This is a genomic window from Collinsella sp. LCP21S3_A3 (assembly GCF_052118905.1).
In the GTDB taxonomy this organism is placed as follows: domain Bacteria; phylum Actinomycetota; class Coriobacteriia; order Coriobacteriales; family Coriobacteriaceae; genus Collinsella.
In genome coordinates this window covers 63,156-83,053 of record NZ_JBQKGH010000010.1, presented here as the reverse complement: position 1 = coordinate 83,053, position 19,898 = coordinate 63,156, and the positions used below count along the sequence as shown (strand labels likewise).

The 19,898-nt window shown below is 56.0% G+C and carries 18 protein-coding genes and 3 pseudogenes; 14 read left to right on the top strand and 7 right to left on the bottom strand.

Features of this window, described 5'->3' with window-relative positions; genetic code table 11:
- The first annotated feature begins 202 nt into the window (after positions 1 to 202).
- The 11 genes and pseudogenes from ACTQ0H_RS06715 (at position 203) to wzx (ending at position 11,145) form a co-directional block, all read left to right on the top strand.
- A complete protein-coding gene (locus tag ACTQ0H_RS06715; protein ID WP_441547978.1) occupies positions 203 to 793 on the top strand; it encodes a hypothetical protein in 591 nt (196 codons plus the stop codon).
- Between the two features lie 84 nt (positions 794 to 877).
- The gene (locus ACTQ0H_RS06710; protein WP_441547977.1) at positions 878 to 1,627 is read left to right on the top strand and encodes a sugar transferase; all 750 of its coding nucleotides are present in this window, start codon (positions 878 to 880) and stop codon (positions 1,625 to 1,627) included.
- 34 nt (positions 1,628 to 1,661) lie between these two features.
- On the top strand, positions 1,662 to 2,420 hold the full coding sequence (locus tag ACTQ0H_RS06705) for a WecB/TagA/CpsF family glycosyltransferase (protein WP_441547976.1): 759 nt from the start codon (positions 1,662 to 1,664) through the stop codon (positions 2,418 to 2,420).
- The gene (gene wecB, locus ACTQ0H_RS06700) at positions 2,413 to 3,522 is read left to right on the top strand and encodes a non-hydrolyzing UDP-N-acetylglucosamine 2-epimerase (protein ID WP_441547975.1); all 1,110 of its coding nucleotides are present in this window, start codon (positions 2,413 to 2,415) and stop codon (positions 3,520 to 3,522) included. Before ACTQ0H_RS06705 ends, wecB begins: the two co-directional genes overlap by 8 nt.
- Positions 3,523 to 3,527: 5 nt before the next feature.
- Positions 3,528 to 4,613, top strand: coding sequence for a glycosyltransferase family 4 protein (locus tag ACTQ0H_RS06695; protein ID WP_441547980.1), 1,086 nt, complete (start codon positions 3,528 to 3,530; stop codon positions 4,611 to 4,613).
- A 350-nt stretch (positions 4,614 to 4,963) separates the two neighbouring features.
- Positions 4,964 to 5,092 (top strand): annotated as a pseudogene (locus ACTQ0H_RS06690) (DapH/DapD/GlmU-related protein); the annotation flags it as partial.
- Between the two features lie 41 nt (positions 5,093 to 5,133).
- On the top strand, positions 5,134 to 6,126 hold the full coding sequence (locus ACTQ0H_RS06685) for a glycosyltransferase (protein ID WP_441547974.1): 993 nt from the start codon (positions 5,134 to 5,136) through the stop codon (positions 6,124 to 6,126).
- Entirely contained in the window at positions 6,123 to 7,331 is a 1,209-nt protein-coding gene (locus ACTQ0H_RS06680) for a hypothetical protein (RefSeq protein WP_441547973.1), read from the top strand. The genes ACTQ0H_RS06685 and ACTQ0H_RS06680 overlap by 4 nt, the downstream gene beginning before the upstream one ends.
- Positions 7,321 to 8,373, top strand: a complete 1,053-nt coding sequence (locus ACTQ0H_RS06675; protein WP_441547972.1) for a glycosyltransferase family 2 protein — start codon at positions 7,321 to 7,323, stop codon at positions 8,371 to 8,373. Before ACTQ0H_RS06680 ends, ACTQ0H_RS06675 begins: the two co-directional genes overlap by 11 nt.
- 88 nt (positions 8,374 to 8,461) lie before the next feature.
- On the top strand, positions 8,462 to 9,622 hold the full coding sequence (locus ACTQ0H_RS06670; RefSeq protein ID WP_441547971.1) for a hypothetical protein: 1,161 nt from the start codon (positions 8,462 to 8,464) through the stop codon (positions 9,620 to 9,622).
- 53 nt (positions 9,623 to 9,675) lie between these two features.
- A complete protein-coding gene (gene wzx, locus ACTQ0H_RS06665; protein ID WP_441547970.1) occupies positions 9,676 to 11,145 on the top strand; it encodes an O-unit flippase-like protein in 1,470 nt (489 codons plus the stop codon).
- Positions 11,146 to 11,176: 31 nt separating this feature from the next.
- Here wzx and ACTQ0H_RS06660 read toward each other — a convergent pair whose 3' ends face one another.
- The 4 genes from ACTQ0H_RS06660 to ACTQ0H_RS06645 form a co-directional block, all read right to left on the bottom strand.
- Positions 11,177 to 11,941 (bottom strand): RICIN domain-containing protein, encoded by a 765-nt coding sequence (locus ACTQ0H_RS06660; protein ID WP_441547969.1) that lies wholly within the window; start codon positions 11,939 to 11,941, stop codon positions 11,177 to 11,179.
- 51 nt (positions 11,942 to 11,992) lie between these two features.
- On the bottom strand, positions 11,993 to 12,670 hold the full coding sequence (locus ACTQ0H_RS06655) for a transglutaminase domain-containing protein (RefSeq protein WP_441547968.1): 678 nt from the start codon (positions 12,668 to 12,670) through the stop codon (positions 11,993 to 11,995).
- Positions 12,671 to 12,770: 100 nt separating this feature from the next.
- Positions 12,771 to 13,517, bottom strand: coding sequence for an IS21-like element helper ATPase IstB (gene istB, locus ACTQ0H_RS06650; RefSeq protein WP_304202432.1), 747 nt, complete (start codon positions 13,515 to 13,517; stop codon positions 12,771 to 12,773).
- Complete coding sequence (locus ACTQ0H_RS06645; protein ID WP_441547967.1) at positions 13,514 to 14,089, bottom strand: hypothetical protein; 576 nt, start codon at positions 14,087 to 14,089, stop codon at positions 13,514 to 13,516. The genes istB (ACTQ0H_RS06650) and ACTQ0H_RS06645 overlap by 4 nt, the downstream gene beginning before the upstream one ends.
- Before the next feature lie 206 nt (positions 14,090 to 14,295).
- Between ACTQ0H_RS06645 and ACTQ0H_RS06640 the strand changes: the two are divergent.
- Positions 14,296 to 15,186, top strand: a pseudogene (locus ACTQ0H_RS06640) (IS256 family transposase); the annotation flags it as partial.
- Positions 15,187 to 15,298: 112 nt separating this feature from the next.
- Here the strand turns inward: ACTQ0H_RS06640 and istB (ACTQ0H_RS06635) are convergent.
- Both istB (ACTQ0H_RS06635) and istA (ACTQ0H_RS06630) read right to left on the bottom strand, forming a co-directional pair.
- Positions 15,299 to 16,075: an IS21-like element helper ATPase IstB gene (gene istB / locus ACTQ0H_RS06635; protein WP_154516839.1), complete on the bottom strand. Its 777-nt coding sequence runs from the start codon at positions 16,073 to 16,075 to the stop codon at positions 15,299 to 15,301.
- A complete protein-coding gene (gene istA / locus ACTQ0H_RS06630; protein WP_441547966.1) occupies positions 16,068 to 17,309 on the bottom strand; it encodes an IS21 family transposase in 1,242 nt (413 codons plus the stop codon). The genes istB (ACTQ0H_RS06635) and istA (ACTQ0H_RS06630) overlap by 8 nt, the downstream gene beginning before the upstream one ends.
- A 156-nt stretch (positions 17,310 to 17,465) precedes the next feature.
- On the opposite strand from istA (ACTQ0H_RS06630), the pseudogene ACTQ0H_RS06625 reads away from it, so the two are divergent.
- A pseudogene (locus tag ACTQ0H_RS06625) lies at positions 17,466 to 17,861 on the top strand (transposase); the annotation flags it as partial.
- A 77-nt stretch (positions 17,862 to 17,938) separates the two neighbouring features.
- Here ACTQ0H_RS06625 and istA (ACTQ0H_RS06620) read toward each other — a convergent pair.
- Complete coding sequence (gene istA, locus ACTQ0H_RS06620; protein ID WP_441547965.1) at positions 17,939 to 18,718, bottom strand: IS21 family transposase; 780 nt, start codon at positions 18,716 to 18,718, stop codon at positions 17,939 to 17,941.
- A 247-nt stretch (positions 18,719 to 18,965) separates the two neighbouring features.
- On the opposite strand from istA (ACTQ0H_RS06620), the gene ACTQ0H_RS06615 reads away from it, so the two are divergent.
- Entirely contained in the window at positions 18,966 to 19,283 is a 318-nt protein-coding gene (locus ACTQ0H_RS06615; protein ID WP_441547964.1) for a hypothetical protein, read from the top strand.
- Positions 19,284 to 19,898: the final 615 nt, after the last annotated feature.

Genomic DNA, 19,898 nt, shown 5'->3' with positions numbered 1-19,898 from the left:
CGTATCTTTCGACACAGGTCATTATACGAGTTAATTCAGGCCGTTTTCCCAGATTACGCAAATTGCTGCGCAAGCAGACACATCTCCATACCCCTCTACAAAAACCTGTACTTTTGCGACTGCGCCTAGCTGCGAGCGAGAAGCCTGTTCTAAACGCCCCTGCATTTGCGTGCATCGCAAAGCCAAAAGAGGGGGCGAGAACATGGGACAGACGGCACGGCGCCAAGAGCAGCTGCCCGGCGCATTTAACGGCGCCACCACCAACAGCCAGCACGGCCGCGTCCGCTGGTATCTGGTCCACACCCCTCATGGAAAAGAGCGAGAGACCTGCGAAAAGGTCCGCCGCATTATCCCGCACGAGTTGATGCAGGACGCTTTTGTGATGCAAAAGGAGTTCTGGTTTAAGCGGGACGGCGCCTGGTCGCTCCAAACCAAACCCATGTATAAGGAATATTTCTTCGTCGCCACGCACGATGCCGCCGCGCTCGATAGGGCTTTGGCCCAGTTGAGCTTTGGCTGTCGCATCGCCGGCAGTAGGGAGCGGGCGTACATGCCCATGCCGGACGATGCGCAGGACTGGTACCGCAGCGTGCTCGACGACGACGGTGTGGTGCGCAACAGCGTAGCCCGCATAGAAGACGGCGTGTTGCACATAGAGCAGGGTCCCTTGGTGGGGCAAGAGGCCCGTGTAAAGAAGATTGACCGTCATAAACGCTGGTGCCTGGTGGACGTGGGCGAGGGTGACTCCACATTTAGGGAGCTGCTACCGCTCGACGTTCCTAGCAAAACGTAAGGGAGACGTCGCACCAGCTATTCGTTCGCATTTTTGAATTTACCGATTGGGGGATCCCTGGGGAACGGGGACGTAAGTTTGACTGTGACTGCTAAAGAAGTAACAGAGAGCAATGCGCCCGTGGGGGCGGCGCTGATTGCTCAGGCGATGGACCGGCGTGAGGGCGTCGGCCGCTACAAGGCCATGCAATCCATCATGGACTGGGATCGCTCGCGCCTGGCCTACCGTGCCGTGAAGCGCGCCTTCGACATCGTGTTCAGCGGTGTCGTTCTTGTTGTTATCGCAATCCCCAGCTTGGTGCTGGCGGCGGCCATCCGCATGGAGAGCGAGGGGAGCCCCTTCTACAGCCAGATCCGCGTGGGACAGACCCGCCCCGACGGCAGCCTGACAACATTCCGCATGTGGAAGTTCCGCTCCATGTACAAGGACGCCGACGAGCGCCTCGCCGAGCTCAAGGAGCAGAACGAGATCGCCGGCGCCATGTTCAAGATGAAGGAGGACCCCCGCGTCACCAAGATCGGTAAGTTCATCCGCAAGCACTCCATCGACGAGTTTCCGCAGTTCATCAACGTGTTTCTGGGCCAGATGTCCGTCGTGGGCCCGCGCCCGCCGCTGCCGAACGAGGTCGCGGAGTACACCGAGTACGACCTCCAGCGCCTGGCCGTGAAACCGGGCATCACCGGTTGGTGGCAGGTTACCGAACGTAACTCGACGGGATTCGACGGCATGGTCCGTCGCGACCTGGAATATATCGCCAAACGGGGCGTTTTGTTCGATTTGAAAATAATCCTACTCACAGTGATTGAGGTTGTCAGCGGAAATGACGCTTTCTAAAGAGACAAGAGTGAAATACGAAGGCGCTAGTCCATTGGTTGATCTTCCCGGGCGAGTCGAAGTCCTGGGCGCTCCCGTCGACCCCTGGACGATGGATCAGACCGTCGAGGCGACCGACGCCCTCATCAAGGAAGGGCGCTTCGCACACCTGATCGGCGTGAATGCAGACAAGCTGTTGCAGATGCGCGACGACCCCGAGATGGACGCGTGCGTTCGCCGCTGCGAGATCGTGAACGCGGACGGCGCCTCCATGGTCATGGCCGCCAGGAAGCTGGGCGTGGACCTGCCTGGGCGCGTAGCCGGTATCGACCTCATGTGGGAGCTGTGCGGGCTGGCTGAGCGCGAGGGACATAGGGTCTACCTGCTGGGTGCCAAGGCCGAGGTGGTCGCAAAGACCGCCGAGGTCCTGTCCGAGAGATATCCCAATATGGCCCTCGCTGGCTACCGTGACGGCTACCTCGGTGACGACGAGTTCGACGCCGTGGTCGCCGAGGTTGAGCAGGCCGAGCCCGACATCGTGTTCGTGGGCATCACCTCGCCCAAGAAGGAGCGCCTTATCGAGCGTTTCCGCGAGCTGGGCGCCAAGGGCGCTTTCGTGGGCGTGGGGGGCTCGTTCGACGTTGTCTCCGGCAACATCCCGCGAGCCCCGATGTGGATGCAGCGCGCGAACCTGGAGTGGCTCTTCCGCATGATGCAGGAGCCCAAGCGCCTGGTTAGACGCTATCTAGTCGGTAACACCCGTTTCTACTTGCTTCTCCGCAAAGAAGCAAAGAGGAGTAAAGCAAATGCGTAAAAAAGTCATGCTCGTCTTCGGTACCCGCCCGGAGGCAATCAAGATGTGCCCGCTCGTCAATGAGCTGAAGGCGCGCGCTGATGAGTTCGAGACCGTCGTCACCGTTACCGGCCAGCACCGCGAGATGCTCGATCAGGTGCTGCGCGTCTTCGACGTGACGCCCGACCACGACTTGGCGATCATGAAGCCGGGCCAGACACTGTTCGATGTTACATGCGGTGTACTGCTAAAGCTTAAGGCCGTCCTCGAGGACGAGAGACCCGACGTGGTCCTGGTCCACGGCGACACCACGACCAGCTTCGCCGCGGCGCTCGCGTGCTTCTATCTGCAGATTCCCGTGGGCCACGTCGAGGCTGGCCTCCGCACGCACGACATCTACAGCCCCTGGCCGGAAGAGTTCAACCGCCAGGCGGTCGACATCGTGAGCGAGTACTACTTCGCCCCCACGGATGCCAGCAAACAGAACCTGCTCTGCGAGGGCAAGCCCGAGTCCAGGATCTGGGTCACTGGCAACACCGGAATCGACGCACTGCGCACCACCGTGCGGGGGGGCTATTTCCACCCCGAGCTCGAGTGGGCCGAGGGCTCCCGCCTCATCCTCATCACGGCGCACCGCCGCGAGAACCTGGGCGAGCCCATGCACCGCATGTTCCGCGCCATCCGCCGCGTGATGGAGGAGCATCCGGACACTAAGGCGATCTACCCCATCCATATGAACCCGTTCGTCCGCAAGGCGGCGCACGAGGAGTTGGACGGCTTCGACCGACTTCACATCATCGACCCGCTCGAGGTTCTCGACTTCCACAACTTCATGGCCGTGAGCCACCTCATCCTGACCGACTCGGGCGGCATCCAGGAGGAGGCGCCTAGTCTGGGCAAGCCGGTGCTTGTCATGCGCGATACCACCGAGCGCCCCGAGGGCGTGGCCGCAGGAACGCTGAAGCTGGTCGGCACCGAGGAGGACGTGATCTACCGTGAGTTCAGCCGGCTCCTCTCCGATCAGGCCGAGTACGATACCATGAGCCATGCTTCGAACCCCTATGGAGATGGGCATGCGAGCGAGCGCATCGCTGAAGTGCTGGCGGGACAGGCGCAAGGGTGACGCTCATGACTGGCAACGCCACTAGTGCACGAGTCCTTATGGTGGGTCCCGATCGTTCTCTCAGAGGAGGCATCGTCACCGTTGTGGATGGTTACTTTCACGCTGGGCTCGCTGATTGTTGTGCCGCGTTTTCGTATCTGGGCACAGGCGTGGGACCTAACCTACTTTCCAAGAGTCTTGCTTTCGCTCGCGTTCTGCCATTCTATGAGCGCGCTCTTCGCGACTTCGACATCGTGCACCTTCACATAAGCGCGAAGGGTTCGTTTTGGCGTAAATCTATGATGGCCGCTATGGCCAAGAGGGCTGGCAAGAAAGTTATTCTCCATGAGCATAGCGGTGAATTTGCCCGAGACTTCGAGACAGGTGGAGACTCTTATCGCGAGAAGGTGAGGACTGTCTTCAACGGCGTAGATCGCGTCGTCGTGCTTTCCGAAGAGTGGCGCGACTATTTCGCAGATAATGTCATGCTCGATCCCGAAAAGCTTACTGTCCTTCACAATGGTGTGCCTGTGCCGGCAAAGCCTTGTTCACCCTGTTCGCACAAAGATGTTTTATTTCTGGGGCGCCTTGATTCGAATAAAAGTCCTGACGTGCTTTTGCGTGCTTCAAAGGATGTTTTGGCCACCTTCCCAGGTATGCATCTCGTTTTTGGTGGCAACGGAGATCTCGAACGTTATAAGGCCATTGCGCATGAATTAGGAATCGCTGATAGATGCGATTTCCTTGGATGGGTGAGCGGCGAGGACAAGGAACGTCTTTTCGAAAGATCCGGGATTTACTGTCTACCGTCAAAGAACGAGGCGATGCCAATGAGTTTGATGGAGGCTATGGCACACGGCGTTCCCGTGATTGCGACTCGCGTGGGAGGTGTTCCTCAGCTTGTTGAGAACGGCATTGACGGCCTACTTATGGGTGTCGATGACGTGGCAGCGCTTTCCAGACTCCTTGTGAAGCTCGCGGGCTCTACTGAGCTGAGGACAGAACTTGGACTTGCAGGCAGAAAAAAAATCGAACGAAGTTTCAGTATAAATACTGCCATTGAGAGGCTTGTGGGCATTTACCAGAACCTATACGAAGAGGAGCATGCGTGAACGAAATGTCACGTAACTTATGGCGCGTGGCCTACGCCGTGTTTGTGAAATGGTGGCCTCAGAACCAATGGTTTCCATTTGCAGGATATGCTCGTTCTTTTTTTGCACATCGGATCTGTGCCGAAGCTGCCGAGCATATCGTAATCGATCGAAATGCGACGTTTTCTTCAAAAACACATATGGGTGATTATGCACGTATAGGGCGCAACTGTGAGCTGCACGGTGAGGTTCATTTGGGGAACCACGTCCTGATGGCGCCGGAGGTGGTGTTCTACACCGTTAACCATGAACACGGCAGCCTTAGCTCCCCAATGGACTCACAAGGTGACGCAGCGATGAAACCGATTTATGTAGGCAACGATGTTTGGTTAGGTCGGCGTGTGATGGTGATGCCGGGCGTGCACATTGGTGATGGCTGCATCATCGGGGCCGGTGCCGTCGTCACCAAGGATCTGCCTTCATTTTCCATTGCGGGGGGGGGTGCCTGCCAAGGTCTTAGGATTGCGGCATGGAGAATAGCATGATTACAATTATCGTTCCCGTGTATAACGCGGAAGAAACTCTTCCAAAATGTTTGTCTAGTTTAGTTTACGACGGTGTTCCGGATGCCGAGTTCATTCTCGTGGACGATGGATCTACCGACCATAGCGGTTCTATATGTGATTCTTTTTGTGCCGAAAACTCTAATGCGCGAGTAATTCACCAAGCCAATGGCGGTCTTTCCTCCGCTCGTAACGCCGGGTTTGCGGCGGTGGACAATTTGGATTTAGATCGGTGGGTTTGGTTTGTTGATTCGGACGATGTCATTGCGCCTGGGTCACTGTCGTCTCTTGATAAATATACAAAAGAAACCGACGCAGATGCGATTCACTTCGAATGCACATCCTTCAAGGGTACTGATTCTCCATGCTGGGGCAATGACCTTGAGGGCTGCGGAAGTATTGTGACCGGACCGGAATTTTTGTCAGGCACTTATTCAATGAGGTTCGATCATTATCTCTGGCTGTTTCTATTTCGCTCGACCACTTTGAACCGGCTTGAACGCTGGCGGGAGAATCGGGGGTTAGATGGGCTTTGCAACGAGGACTACTCTCTTTTTGAAGACCTCGTATTTATCGAGGAGCTCATGCAATCGGCTTGCCGTTCTGTTCTTTGCATTCCTCATGAGTTTTATGGCTATAGGCAGAGTGCTTTATCTATGTCTCATGTTGTAAACCCGTGCTTTGCTGATAGCGCTCTAAGGGCTCTTCGCTATATTGACCGTTTTGATGTTCCCGATTCTGATCGCAGAGCGAAGGAGCTCATGCAGATAGCGCTTCTCTTTAATGCATATCGTGCTGCTGGTCAGGATGAGGAGTCCGTGCAGCTTCGTGCTGCAATATGTGGTGAGATCGAGCATCGAGTTCGCTTGTTTGGCGTGTTTAGGCTTCCCCAAAGGCTTTTTGTTCGATACGTGGCGCTTAAAAGCGGTTTTGGCGACATTTTGCTCAAGAGAAGGGGGGTAAGTCGATGAAGACTGATTCTTACGGCTCCACGTTCCGGGCACGGATGGGTGACAGGCCCATTTTGCCCATTTTGACTGCGGTGTTTTTTGTATTGACTTTTGTGATTAAAGCGTTCGTTGATGATGCGTATGGGAGGGGTGATGTCTCCTCCACAATTGCCTACTCAAAGTACTTGACCGCCGCTATTGCGTGCGTGTCAGGATTTGCCTATGCATTCAGGAACGGCGAAAAGGTTTTCGTCAAACAGTTCGACAGTCTACTGGCCATCTTTATCGTTTTTACTATTGTTTCCATAGGATGTATCTTCTTCACCGGCATTTTTTCGTCAGTTGTTTCTGAGGAGTTGCTGCGGCTTGGTATGCCAATTCTGCTAGCATATGCTCTTTTGAATTCACTTAATGAAGATGCCATTTATAAATGCATGGTAATCGTTCTTCTGGCCTCATTTATTGCCTATTTGGTTAATTTGGGTATAGAAGGGGTCAGCGTGTCTGATTTTCTAAACGCCAACTTTCAAGAGTCTGACTCAGCGACAGAATCCGCCTCCTTTTCAGGTATTTCACTAGTGCTAACGCTGTATTTCGCATTTTTCAGAAAAAATAAGACGTGGCTGTTTCTCGCAACAGTATTCTGCGTTCTTACATTTAAGCGTTTGGCAATCTTGGTAGCGGTATTTGCTTTTATTGTCAGTCTTTTCTTCCCCAGGTTAATGAGGATTCGTGTTTCGAGAAACACTTTGATGTCTTTGAAAATTGCCACGATCCTCGTTGTTGCATTATGGGCTTGGCTATTGCTTCCTGAACAATGGAGTTTTGCCACCATGCTTTTTGGAAAAGAGCCACAGCAGTTTACCATGGGTCGAAGTACAACTTTTTGTTACTTACTAAGCTCAGGTTTTCGTAGTTACGGCTTTGGTTCTGCTAGTGAAACCGTTAAAGCGGTCTTTGGAATGATATTTGAGATGGATCTAATTAAGATAGCGCTGGAATTAACGCCATTGACAATGATCCTATTTATCTGGTTATTTTGGGATGTGGCTGGCACCTCTTTGTGGGGACTTGTAATTGTCGGTTTTTTCATGGTCAACATGATCACATCGGATTGCCTTACATCTAATTTCTGCCTGACGTTAGCTTACGTTACGTGTGGAGTAGTGGAGCAATCTTTCCTAAAACACGACATGTTGAGCGAGACGAGGAATTATGACAACTAGCAATCCGTGTGCTTCAGTAAATGATTCAGCGGTTTCAATTACCGTGTGCGTGCCCGTGTATAATGTCGAGCAATATTTAAAAGAGTGCTTGGATTCGATTTTCTCGCAGAAATATCCCTATTTTGATGTCGTGATGGTTGATGACGGTTCGACTGATAACAGTGGTGCTATTTGCGATGAATATGCCGCGAATAATGCATGGCGGACTATCGTTATTCATAAGGAGAATGAAGGCCTGCTGCTCGCGCGGCGTGATGCTTTTGCACAAGCAACGGGTGAATATGTTATGTGTGTCGATTCTGACGACATGCTTATTCCTGGTGCAATCGAGACCGTAGCTTCCATTATCTCTAAGACAGGGGCGGATGTTGTGAGGTATGGATTCACGCGAGATACGGATGAGATATCGTCAGGCCTTCGTGATGCTCCATATAGATATTATTCTTATAAAGAAAAGCCGAAGATGCTTAGGGCGATTTGTTCTTCTACGAGTGGGTCTGAAAACCCCATGTGGTTTAAGGCCATTCATCGCGATTGCGTAGGGCTTGATTTTGATTTCTCTCCCTTTAAAGGGATGACTTTTGCTGAGGACTTTTTACAGTCTCTTACTGTTTACGATCGGGCGAAGACTTTTTGCTTTACTGATGCCAAATTGTACTTTTATAGACCTGGATCTGGAATTACTAGGGCTTATTGTCCGCACTTTTATAGGGATGTTTGCCGCTGTTTGGATGTTGCTGAAGATTTTGCTAGCCGATGGGAGATCGAATATCCTTCCTGCGATGATCTATTAGAGGGTCTTGCGACTTGCAGGATTGACTCTGCTGCTCAGTACGCTGAATGGATGGCGATTCAAGAAGATGAGGTTGGACTAAATAGCTTAAGGTATTCCGAAGACCTCATTAGATGTCTGAGCTTGGCCTCGAATCTGAGTGGGCTTCGGGCTGATAGACGGTTGGCGATTTTCGCCTTAAGAAGTGGGCATTATTCGATACTGCGTTTGCTGTCAAAGATACGTGAAGTTGTCCGCAGTCTAAAGTAGACGTGTGTTTCACTTCACTTTGACCTTATCAATTCAATTTCAATAGTTGCGATAAATGTGATTACTCCATCTTATAGAAAGGCCAATAATGCTCAATAGGAATTATCATGTTGTTGTGACCTGCAGCGAGGGCTTAGTCGGTTTTCCCCCTGCGGTTAGTTTGGTAACAAATCTTCTCTCTATTGGATGCCGCGTAACCCTTTTAGCGTGCGGGGATACGGAGTGCCTTCCCGAATCGGTAAACAACAACCCCAATTTTTCTTTTATTACCTTAGGAGAAAGAGGGGGCACGTTGTTAAGGCGCGGTAAAATGTTATTTAATGTGCCACGTACGATTAGGTCGTATTTAAAGAAGTACCAGGATGATATTGATATAGTTTGGACCACTATGGCGATTGATGTTCGTGATGCTGGTGATGTATTGCGTTCTTTCAACCATGTAATGCAGATGCCCGAACTTACGGAGACAGTGCCCGCGTTTCTTCACAGGAATCGGCCTCCCTTTAGTAGAAAAACAATTGAGTTAGCTAGACTTGCAAGAAAGGTTGTAGTTCCTGAGTATAATCGCGCGTTTATACAGCAAACGATGTGGAGACTTCCCGAAACGCCTACCGTTCTTCCCAACAAACCAACCGTTAAACGGAATACGGAGTTTGATTTATCCTCAGATGATAATAGGCTAGATCAAATAAAGTCGGAAAATAGAAAAATCATTCTTTATCAGGGGTTATTTGCAGACGATCGCAATCTTTTCCCGTTTGCTGATGCTGTTGATTCTCTCGGTGGCGAGTTTGTTCTTTATTTAATGGGCAAGGCCACTGATGCCGTCCAGCAGGCTAGCCTAGAAAAACTTCTTTCAACACATACCAATGTTGAGTACTTGGGGTATATTCCTGCGCCAAACCATCTCGCTTTTACCCGATATGCTCGAATTGGCCTCCTTCCATATTCAATTTGCTACGGGGGTGACTGCCCCCCGCTCAATGCGTTGTATTGCGCTCCTAATAAAATCTGGGAGTATTCTTGTTATGGTGTGCCGATGCTTGGATCCGACGTACCTGGTCTTACGGGTATTTTCGGAAGATATAATTGTGGATTAACTTCTTCGTCTGTGCCGCATGAAATATCACGAGCTATTTGTAAAATTGACGCATCGCGCGACGAGATGAGCCTTGGTGCTTTACGGCTGTTTGATTCTATTGATACAAAGGATATTACTGAGAGGATTATTGAAGACGTCCTTGAGTAAACAGTCCCATAGTTCTATTAATAGTTCGAAATATGATGAAATGCCGAGAGCTAATGAACGTAGATAATGAATTGTCTGGTATTGAAAAACCCAATGTTGATGTTAAAACGAGTCCAAAAGACGTTATTTGGTCATATGCGTGTACAATTTTGACACCAATTAGCGGCTTTATTTTGCTTCCTATACTGCTTATCTTTCTTTCCGATACAGAAATTGGTCTGTGGTATGTCTTCATTGCCATTTCCGGCTGGCCGTCTTTGTTGTTTTTGGGTCTTTCGCCTGCATTCGCTCGAAATATTGTCTATTGCATCAGCGGGGCCAGCGCTCTCTCAAAATCTGGTTCGGTCGAGTATAGTGCTGGACGAGGAATTAACTGGCATCTCCTTAAATGTGTCATGAAGACCTCTAAACTCTTTTATGCTTGTATTGCTTGCGTAACCCTATTGCTATTGCTTTCTGCGGGAACCATCTATATCGAGAATGTAACAAGCGGATCGGACATATCCGCTTTCGTGAGGGACTTCTCGTGGGCGCTTTTCTGTCTCGCTATGATGCTCAATGTTTATTTCCAATATGCTGATGTATATTTAAGAGGTTTCGGCGACATTGCTGCAACTAGTAGGGCTCAGGTACTAGCTAAGGTTTCCCAGCTGATGGTTACTCCCTTGTTGCTATTTATGGGGCTTGGGTTGATTGGTGCTGCTTTTGGTTTTTTGTTTAACAGTGTTGCGTACAGGTTATTAACGTCTGTTTACGCAAGAAAACATTATGGGATTAATAAAGGTTTGCGTTCTGATTCAACTGCTGTTTCGCTTGGAGAGATTAAAGCAACTTTTGCTACCATATTTTATTTGGCATGGCGTGACGGCGTAGTCATGATATCGTTATATATTGCAACACAGGTTTCAACCTTGATATGCTCAGCGTATTTATCTCTGGAAGACGCTGGGTCCTATGCAATTTTGCTTCAATTTGCTAATGCTATTTGTAGCTTTGCTTCCGCCTATGCGGCATCTGCTTATCCTGAGTTTCAGGCAGCCTACACACGGGGTGACTCGTCGCGCGAGAGCGAAATAGCCGGGAAATGCTCTATTGCTTATTGGGCTGCCTGCTTTCTTTGCGTTATCAGTGTTGCTGCGATAGCTTTGCCTTTGCTAAAGGTTTTAAAGCCAGAATACACATACGATCTGGGTTTATTTATTTTGTTATCTGTATATACAGTGCTTTTAAATCATCATTCAATGTACTGTAGTTTCATTATGTGTATGAATGAGATTCCTTATACATTTAGTTACCTAATCTCATCGGTTGTTGGTCTTGCTTTGTCGGTATTTATGATCAAAGTTCTGGGCATTGGTGCATGGGGACTGGTTATTGGTCAGGGTATTGCCCAGCTAGCTTACAATAATTGGCATTGGCCGTGTTATGTTGCTCATAAACTGAATTCTACCTATAGGAACCTTATCAGCCTTGGAGTAAGGGCATTTAGATTAGACCTTTCAAGAGCTGAAAACAAAATATAAGATCTAGTAACCAGGCCGCGGATTCACTAGGCTATTTCGGCGCCGAGAGCTCCCACGCCTGGGCGGCCGTCCCGTTTGGCTCGTAGAGCCACACGAGGTTGCCCTCGACAGTCGAGCGGCAGTACACGTCCAGGGCTAGCCCGCTCGCGAGCGAGGCGACCGACCAGCCCCCCTCGCATGCCTCGACGCGCCACAGCTGGGACGCCGACCCGTCGGGCTCGGCCAGGACGGCGGCGCTGCCGGAGGCGGTGAGCGCCATGCCTCCGCTCGTCAGCCTGTAGCAGCCTGTGGCCCCGTCGAAGGCGAAGCGGATCGGGCTGGCGGAAGCGCTCAGCGAGCAGCCCGAGCCGGAGGCCGACACGGCAAGGGAGGGGCCGAGCGACGGCGCGAGCAGGTACTCGCCGTCCTCGACAAGCTTCTTCGGTGCGGTTGTTGCGTATTTCGCTATCAGGTCGTACTTAGCGCTCCATTTGATGTTCGATTCATTTGTGACGTTTGAAGTGGCGTCTAGTTCAACATTGGCGCCTTGAGCCTTCCACTCTCTCTGATTTATCGCATAAGCAATAATCCCATACTGAATCCCCGAGATGCTCGGCGGGAACGACTGGTTGTCAGCGTCAATGGAAAAGCTCTCTTCCTTGGCATTCAAGTGCTGCTGAATGCGGTCGGCATACTTCTCGGCCCATTCATCGGCCTTTCCGTTTCGCACAAAGTAATTGTTGGACAGGTCGGTCGAGCGGTAGGCGTAGTCGCCCTTTTGATAGTTTGCCGTGTGGTCGGAGTGGGCGATTGCCATGAGCTCGTCGGTCAGGCCAAAGTACAGATGGCGCTGGTCCAGGTCTCCGTATCAGTTGTCGCTGGTGTCGCCCCAGGTCAGGTCCATCTGGCACCATTTGCCGTCGATCTTTACGGCGTTCCAGGTGTGGCCGTTGCTGGTGATGCGCCCGTTGGCGATGCCTGCAGCGTCAAGGAGCTTGGAGTAGATGCGCTGGTAGCTCTCGCAGGTGCCCTGGTGGCGCGTGAGGCCGCTTTCGGCCGAGCACCAGTTGAGACTGTGGTCGTACTCCAGCTGGTCGAGCGTCCAGTCGTGGAACCACAGCGCCATGTCGTATTCCGAGCCGTTTGTTTCTTGCCTGCACAGGTCCACGGCGTTGATGACGATCTGCGTGATGCTCGGGCGGGCGGCGTCGTTTACGGTCACCTCTGCCGTGGTGCGCAGGTAGTAGATCCCCTTGTCGTTTTGGGGGTCGTTTCTGTCGTTGTCCATAAAGTAGAAGTAGATGCGGTACGTGCCTGATGCCGTGAAGTCAAAGGTAAAGTCGTGGCCGGTGGTGCCCAGGCTGTAGTAGCTGGCCCATGCCGGGCGCGACGGGTCGCAGACGCTCTCCTGGCTGCCGCCGTCCCAATAGGTGGGCACGTCCATGCGCGCCTTGGCCTGGGACGAGCCGTTGGCCTGGGTTACGTGGAAGGTCGTCGCGGTGCCCGCGGGGGCATCGTTCCACGAGACGGTGAATGTTTGTGTCAAGCTCGGGCTTTCAATTGAGGCAGCGGTTCTTTTCACACGTGGCAAGGAAAGGTTTCAGGTTTGGCAAAGGCGTGCCTCTTTCTCTCTTTGGCTTTGCCTCTTAGCCCCTTCGGGCCATAGGCGAGGCCTCCATCCTCTTCGTCGGCCCCTCGAACACGACCAGGTGGCCGTAGTGGACGATTCGGTCGATCATGGCAGCCGCCATCTGGTCGTCGGTCAGGATCTTTCCCCACCTGCTGAACTCAAGATTCGTGGTCACGATAAGGCTTCTCCTCTCGTAGCACTTGTTCACCACCTGGTACAGGAGCTTGGCGCCATCTTGGTTTATGGGAAGGTACCCAAGCTCGTCCAGTATCACCAGATCGGCCCTCTCGACCTCTTTGAACACCTTCTCCAAGGTTCCCTCGGCTTCGGCCTTGGTCATCCTCACGACGAGGTCTGCGATCGTCGTGAACATCACCGTCATCCCCATGGCGCAGGCTGCGGTTCCGCACGCTATGGCCATGTGGGTCTTGCCGTTCCCCACGCCGCCGTACAGGACGAGGTTCTGCTTGTCTGCAATGAACCTGCAGCTCTCGATGCCCCCGCGTCCGATCTCCTCCGGCACCTTTACCCTCGACCAGTCGTACCCTTCGAAGGTCTTGGGGACCGGGAACTTGGCCCGTTTCAGCAGCCGCCCCCTCCTGCTCTCCTCTCTCCAGGAGAGCTCCTCCTCGAACATGCCTGCCAAGAACCTGAGCTCTGCGGCCGTCGACTCCGACGCGTACTTCTCCGCAGTGTGGTTGGATAGCATCACGGCCCTGAACCCTCTTCTCACCGCGCTCTCCAGGTCGCCTCGCGCGCTCATGCGGCGTCACCTCCGAGCATCCTGTCGTAGACAGTGAGATCCGGGCCGACGTCGGGCTCCGTCCCAAGGCCGAACCCGCCCATCCTCGCGAGCATCATCTCCACGTCGGAGGGCCTGGCTCTCCCCGTTGAGGCCAGCACCTCGGAGATAGCGGCGCCGACGTCCTCGACCGAGCTCTCCCTGCACCACCTGCGCATGCACACGATCAGGTCCTTTCTGGCAGCCGACTCCAGCGCGTCCACATGGGCCCTCACGTCTGCGGGCATGGCGGCCCTGACCGCCGAGTTGCGCCATGCGCCGGGCTTCCTCACCAGCAACGCCAGCTGGGACACGGCCTCCGGCCCGTTCTTCGCGGCCCCGAACCTCCTCGCGTGCTCCGCCACGATCTCGCCCGCGGCGTCCGCGAACGCGACGGTGTGGGCGCCGTACACGGCGGTGGCGGTGCCGGAAGCCTGCCTGTGGCCCACATGGTAGCGGTGGCCGCCGTCGACGGTGGCGTCGCCGCGCTTGTCCACCGACACGCCGGTGACGAATCGCATGCAGCTGAAGGGCTTGGCGGGCAGGGGCGGCATCGCCGACCTGTCCCTCTCGAACAGCTCCGACCATGTCAGCCCCTTCTCGTAGTGGCGGTTCGAACCCGAGCCCGAGCAGCGGCTGGATCGCGTCGAAAATGTTGGTGTAAGGGTGACACCCTAGCGCTCGTTTAACGAAGAACGGCCTTCGTCCTAGAATCTGAAATCACCACAACAACAGGTTCTAGGAAAGGACGAAGACCGCTATGGAAATCTTATCAGACCCGACGCCGGACATGCTCGCTATGCCCCGTTTCGACGACGGCGCCATCGATATGCAGGAGCTGCTTCGCAGACTCGCCGAGCAGGTCGTGAACGCCGTGATGGACGCCGAGGCCGACCAGCTCTGCGGTGGCGGGGCGGACAGCCGAAACGGCTACCGCGAGAGGTCGCTCGCCACCTGCGTCGGCACGCTGACGCTGCGCATCCCCAAGCTGCGCTCCGGCAGCTTCTTCCCGGAGGACGTGCTCGAGCGCCACCGGCGCGTCGACCGCGCCCTCGTTGCCGCCGTCGCCGAGATGTACGCCACGGGCACGAGCACCCGCAAGGTGCAGAGGGTGGCCGAGAAGATGGGCGTCTCCAGGCTCTCGAAGGACCGGGTGAGCGCAATCGCCTCGAGCCTGGACGCAGACATCGAGGATCTGTGCGGAAGGCCGCTCGACGGCTCGCCGGTGCCCTACGTCTGGCTCGACGCGACCTACGTCAAGTGCCGCCGCGAGGGGCGCGTCGCCTCCACCGCCGTGGTCACCGCCATCGGCTGCGATGCGGGCGGCTGGAGGCGCGTCCTCGGTGTCGACGTGGTTGACACCGAGTCTTACGACTCGTGGCTCGCCTTCCTGCGGGCTATCCGCTCGCGCGGGGCGGCGGGCGTGCGGCTCGTCGTCTCGGACGCCCACCCGGGGCTCGTCCGGGCGCTCGGCGAGGTCTTCCAGGGCGCCGCGTGGCAGCGCTGCGCGGTCCACCTCATGCGCGACTGCATGCGCGAGGCCGGCTCCTGGCAGCTCAGGCGCCGCGTGGGCAGGATCGTGTCGCAGGTGTTCCGCGGGCGCGACGCCGCCACCGTGACGGCCATGTACCACGCGGCGTGCGACATGCTGATAATGTCAATATAGTTTGTGCCACATTCACCAACATATCGCGCCGGTTGCACCAACATATATGCGCCATGTGCACCAACGCGTTTTCACCGGTTTCGGCGCGCCCGCCGACTCATTCCTCCCTCTTCTTCTCCGCGGGCAGGTCCTTAAGCCTGTAGGACCTGCCCGTGATCTTTATCATGCTGCAGTGGTGGCAGACCCTGTCGGCGATGGCGCTCGCCGCGACCTCGTCGCCGAACACCTTGGCCCAGCCCCCGATGCCCACGTTGGTGGTGATGATGGTGGACCGCTGCTCGTACCGGGTGCTGACCAGCTGGAACAGCAGGTCGGCGCCGCCCTCGTCGATGTTCAGGTAGCCCAGCTCGTCGATTATCAGCAGCTTCGAGTGGGCGTAGTACTTGAGCCTCTTCTTCAGGATCCCCCTGGACTGGGCGTCCCTCAGGTCGTCGACCAGGCGCGCGCAGTCCATGAACCGCACCTCCCTCCCGGCCCTCACCGCCTCGACGCCCAACGCGATCGCCAGGTGCGTCTTGCCGACCCCCGGGCTGCCCACGAGCAGGACGTTCTCGGCGCGATCGACGAACCGCAGGGTCGCCAGCTCCTCGACCTTCGGCCTCGGCACCGAGGGCTGGAACGACCAGTCGAAGTCCGCCAGGGACTTGACGTACGGGAAGCCCGATGACCTGAGCCTCTGCCTCAGGATACGCTGCTCCCTCGACCTCACCTCGGCGGAGGTCATCTCCGCCAGCGCCGACACGAACTCCATGTCGCCCTCCGAAACCATCCTCATGTAGTCGGGCAGCGATGCCGCCATCTGGTCCAGTTTCAGGGTGGCCAGGTTTCGCTGCGCCCTGACGTAGGGGCTCGCCTCCGCGATCGCGCTATCCATCGACTTCCCCCATTTCCTCCAGGAGCCTGAGGTTCTCCATGGCCGCCTCCCTGATGTCCGCGTCCGCGTAGCGGGATTTCCCCTCCAGCGCCTCCATGTAGTGCTCGTCTGTATAATTGAACCTGCCGGTGCCCTGCGACGCATCGTGGACGGCGACGAGCTCTCCGGCGACGGTGACCCTGATCTGCCCGCCCGGCATGGTGATCACCCTGGCCTTCTTCCCGATGCACCTGCGGGGCACGGACCACTCCCTGCCCGCGGCCCTGACCAGCATGGTCGGGGGCACCGTCTGGGTCCTGACGTCCCCGGCCATCTGCTCCAGCAGCGCCATGTTGCCCACCGGCCGCAGGTGCTCCTTCTCCCTCATGAACAGGACCGCCGGCGGCAGCCCCGTGGTCTCGTTCGGCTCCGCGTTGGACCTGGCCTCTATGTGGGCGATTATGCCGATGAGGTCGTCCTCGTCCTCGAAGTCGCCGTCGTAGACGGAGAGCCTGCCCAGGAAGCGGTTCGCGCTCTCGTCCTTGCCCTTCGTCTCCGGCGAGCCGGGCTTGCAGAGGTGCAGCTCGAACCCCGCCTCCCTGGCGAACCGCAGCACCCGCGGGCTCTTGACGCGCCTGCGCCCCTCGAAGCCGACTATCGCCGACATGTTGTCGGTGAGCCACTCCTCGGCGATGCCCCCGTAGAACGATATCGCGGAGATCCAGCATGCGAGCAGGTCGTCCCTGGTCCTTCCCCTCGTGTAGACGAACCTGTGCATCCTGGAGTACCCCAGGGTGGCGGAGAAGACGTTGAACTCGAACACCTCGCCGTGCCTGCTCACCATGCGCAGGTCCTCCTTCCAGTCGAACTGCAGCTGGCGGCCCATCGGGGTCTCGTATCGGGGATGGGCATCCTGCTCGGCCCCTCCGTCGAAGCGCACGTCGTGCTTGCGGCAGTAGTGCGTGAAGGCGTTGTAGCCGGGCAGGGACGGCCCCTTGCACCGATGCAGCAGGTACTCGTGCACCGCCTTCTTGGTGGCGCCGGGCATCGCGGCCTTCTGCGCGATCAGGTCGCCGTGCTTGTCGAAGCCGCTGGGGCGCCTGCACCTCCCGTCGTCGACATCCCCTCCCTCGTTCCAATACCGTGAGACGGTGTGGCGATCGAGGCCGTATCGCCTTCCGATCTCGCTGAAGTTGGGCTTCAGCCCGAGCTGCCTGTACATGTTCAGCTCGCCCATGATGTTCCTCTCTTCCAATCCCGCTCCTTCCCGCCAGACAGATATCGAGGCGGGAAGAGCATATTCCCATTGGTCAAATCGGCAGAAATACGTTGGTGCGATCGGCGCAACTGCGTTGGTGCGATTGGCGCTGTATGTTGGCATAACTGGCGGGATTTATATTGGCATTAACACATGCTGGCGGGGTGCTGCCCCAGGGCGGCGGCGGTGCTGGAGGAGGCCGAGCCCGACGCGCTGGCCTACCTCGACTTCCCGCCGACCCACTGGAAGCGCCTGCGCACCAACAACGTGCAGGAGAGGACCAACCGAGAGATAAAGCGCAGGTCGCGCGTCGTGCAGGTGTTCCCCTCCACGGGCTCGCTGGTGCGGCTCGCGGGCGCGGTCATGTGCGAGCAGGACGAGATATGGCAGGAGTCCAGGTACTTCTCGGAGGCGAGGATGAACGAGCTCTACGACGACGGTCGCACCCGGGGGACCGACGGTCCCGTCGATTGGGCGCGGCTCGAGGCGGAGGCAAGGAAGATGCTCGAGTCCGGCCTCGAGCTTGCGGACAGGGTCGAGGCGGCATAGGATATCAACCGTATTCCAGATTCTGGGACGCCGGGCCGACTCGCTTCGGATCGGGCACTACACCAACTTTCTCGACACTACCAGCGGCTGAGCAGCTCCGCGTTGAACAGCTCGATGTCGTCGACGCTGGGCGCAGGCGTGAACAGATGCTGGCGACACCAGTAGACCTTTCGCTCCACATTGCCCTTCTCGTTGCCGGCGCGGGGGTTGGCGTAGGTCGCCTCGAACCCGTAATGGGCCTTCATCCGGCGGAAGAGGTCCGCCTCGGTCACGCTTTGCCCGCGGCGCCTGCCGGCGCCCGTGGCGTTGTCGAAGACGATGCGGGTGGGAACGCAGCCGATGTGCTCGAAGATGTCGCGGAGGCCCTGGCACACGCACTCGCTGGTCTCGCCCGCGAAGAGCTGGCAGAAGCCCATGTTGGAGAAGGGGAAGCTGAGCACCAGGAAGTGCATCCTCACGCGCTCTCCCCCGGCCAGCACGTCGACGTCGCCGAAGTCGGCCTGCGCCTCCCCCGGCGCCCAGACAAGCTCCATATAGCAGTCGGACGCCGCGGATATCTCGGCCTTGCGCCTCCTCACGTAGTTCTTGACGGTTCCGTAGCCGCCGTCGTAGGCGGTCTCGTCCAGCAAGCGCTCGTATATGCGCTTTGCGCTGTGTCGCTGCTTGCGCCATACGCGCTGGTCGCCGAGCAGGATCTCGTCGACGAAGGGCTTGTAAGGGTCAAGGATCGACGGGCGCGATTGCAGGCTCGGGGCCTGCGGCGAGAAATCGTCCATCGCGATGTACTTGCGGATCGTCGGTTGGGATATCCCCGTCCTGCGCTGTATCTCCGCATTGGAGAGGCCCCTTCTCGACATCTCTCGTATACTTTCGATCATTGGCATGCTGATCATCCTTCCTGCCTCCTGTGCAATTGTCAGTTGGTAGCTGCAATTGCAACGGTAGGCCTAGCTGGTCGGCATGCCTTTGCCTTTTCTGAAATTTTTCGTTTCCGTAGATGAAAAGAATGGGTGCCGCACTAGCAACAATCAGATTGCCCTAAACACGGTGAAGGTGACGCCGTTTTGGCTTGCCGTGGCGGAGTGGGCGTAGCCGGTTTGTGACGTGGCGGAGATTGCCGCGGGCGTGCCGTTGGTTTGGGCGCGGAAGGATGGGGCGGGGGCGCCTGTTGAGGCGGTGGTGTCGTCAGCGCTTTCCGTGTTGGCTGCGCTGGTGCCGGTGGATGTTGCGGTGCTGTCCTCAACGGTATCTGCTGTCGCATTTGTGCTGGCGCCGTCTTCAGCCTTGCCTGTGTCGCTGCTCGTGGTGTCGGCATGCGCTTGCTGTTCGGCTGTTGCCGGAGGCTGGATGGCTTCCGCAATGGCTACCATGGGCATCGTCGCGCTGACCATGGACGTGCACGCGATCGCGCAGAACAGGTAGTAAAGGGGTCGTTTCGTAGCGGAGCCTCTCGGTGAGCAGCCAATAGGGTTCTAAGGCAGCTCCAGGCCAGCACTCCGCACATATTTTGTTGCGGTTTATTTTACGGGAACCCCAGTCAACATCAGCGAACTTTCTGGGGAATGTTGGGGAGGGGAGGGATGGTTGGTTGCCCGGTGACGTTGTGAATCGCGTTGGGTTGACTATGCCTGATGCGGCAAATCCAGCATAAGGCCGTCTCGCGCTTCTTCGAGACTCGCCACCGAGACCTTCCAGGAAAAGTCCACAAGGCTGCTGCTTTGTTTATTTCGGCTGACGACAAGGCAATAAGCGGGCGTCTCAACATGTTGGTCAAGCAAAATCTTTTGTTAATTTCGAACAGGTATTCGATGTGGATGACTTTGTACCGGGCGAAAGCGATTGAGTCTAATTTTGTTTTCATGCAGGTCAAGGGTGCTGTCTACAAGGGGATGAGCCGACTCGTAATTTCACGTGAATTAGTTCCGCAATTTTTTAGCTGCGTTTACCTGTTAAAACACAACATATTGTGCTCATCATTAAAAATGAATACAGGATATGGAACGGACTGTGGGCTACAATTGAAACAACGAGAAGCGT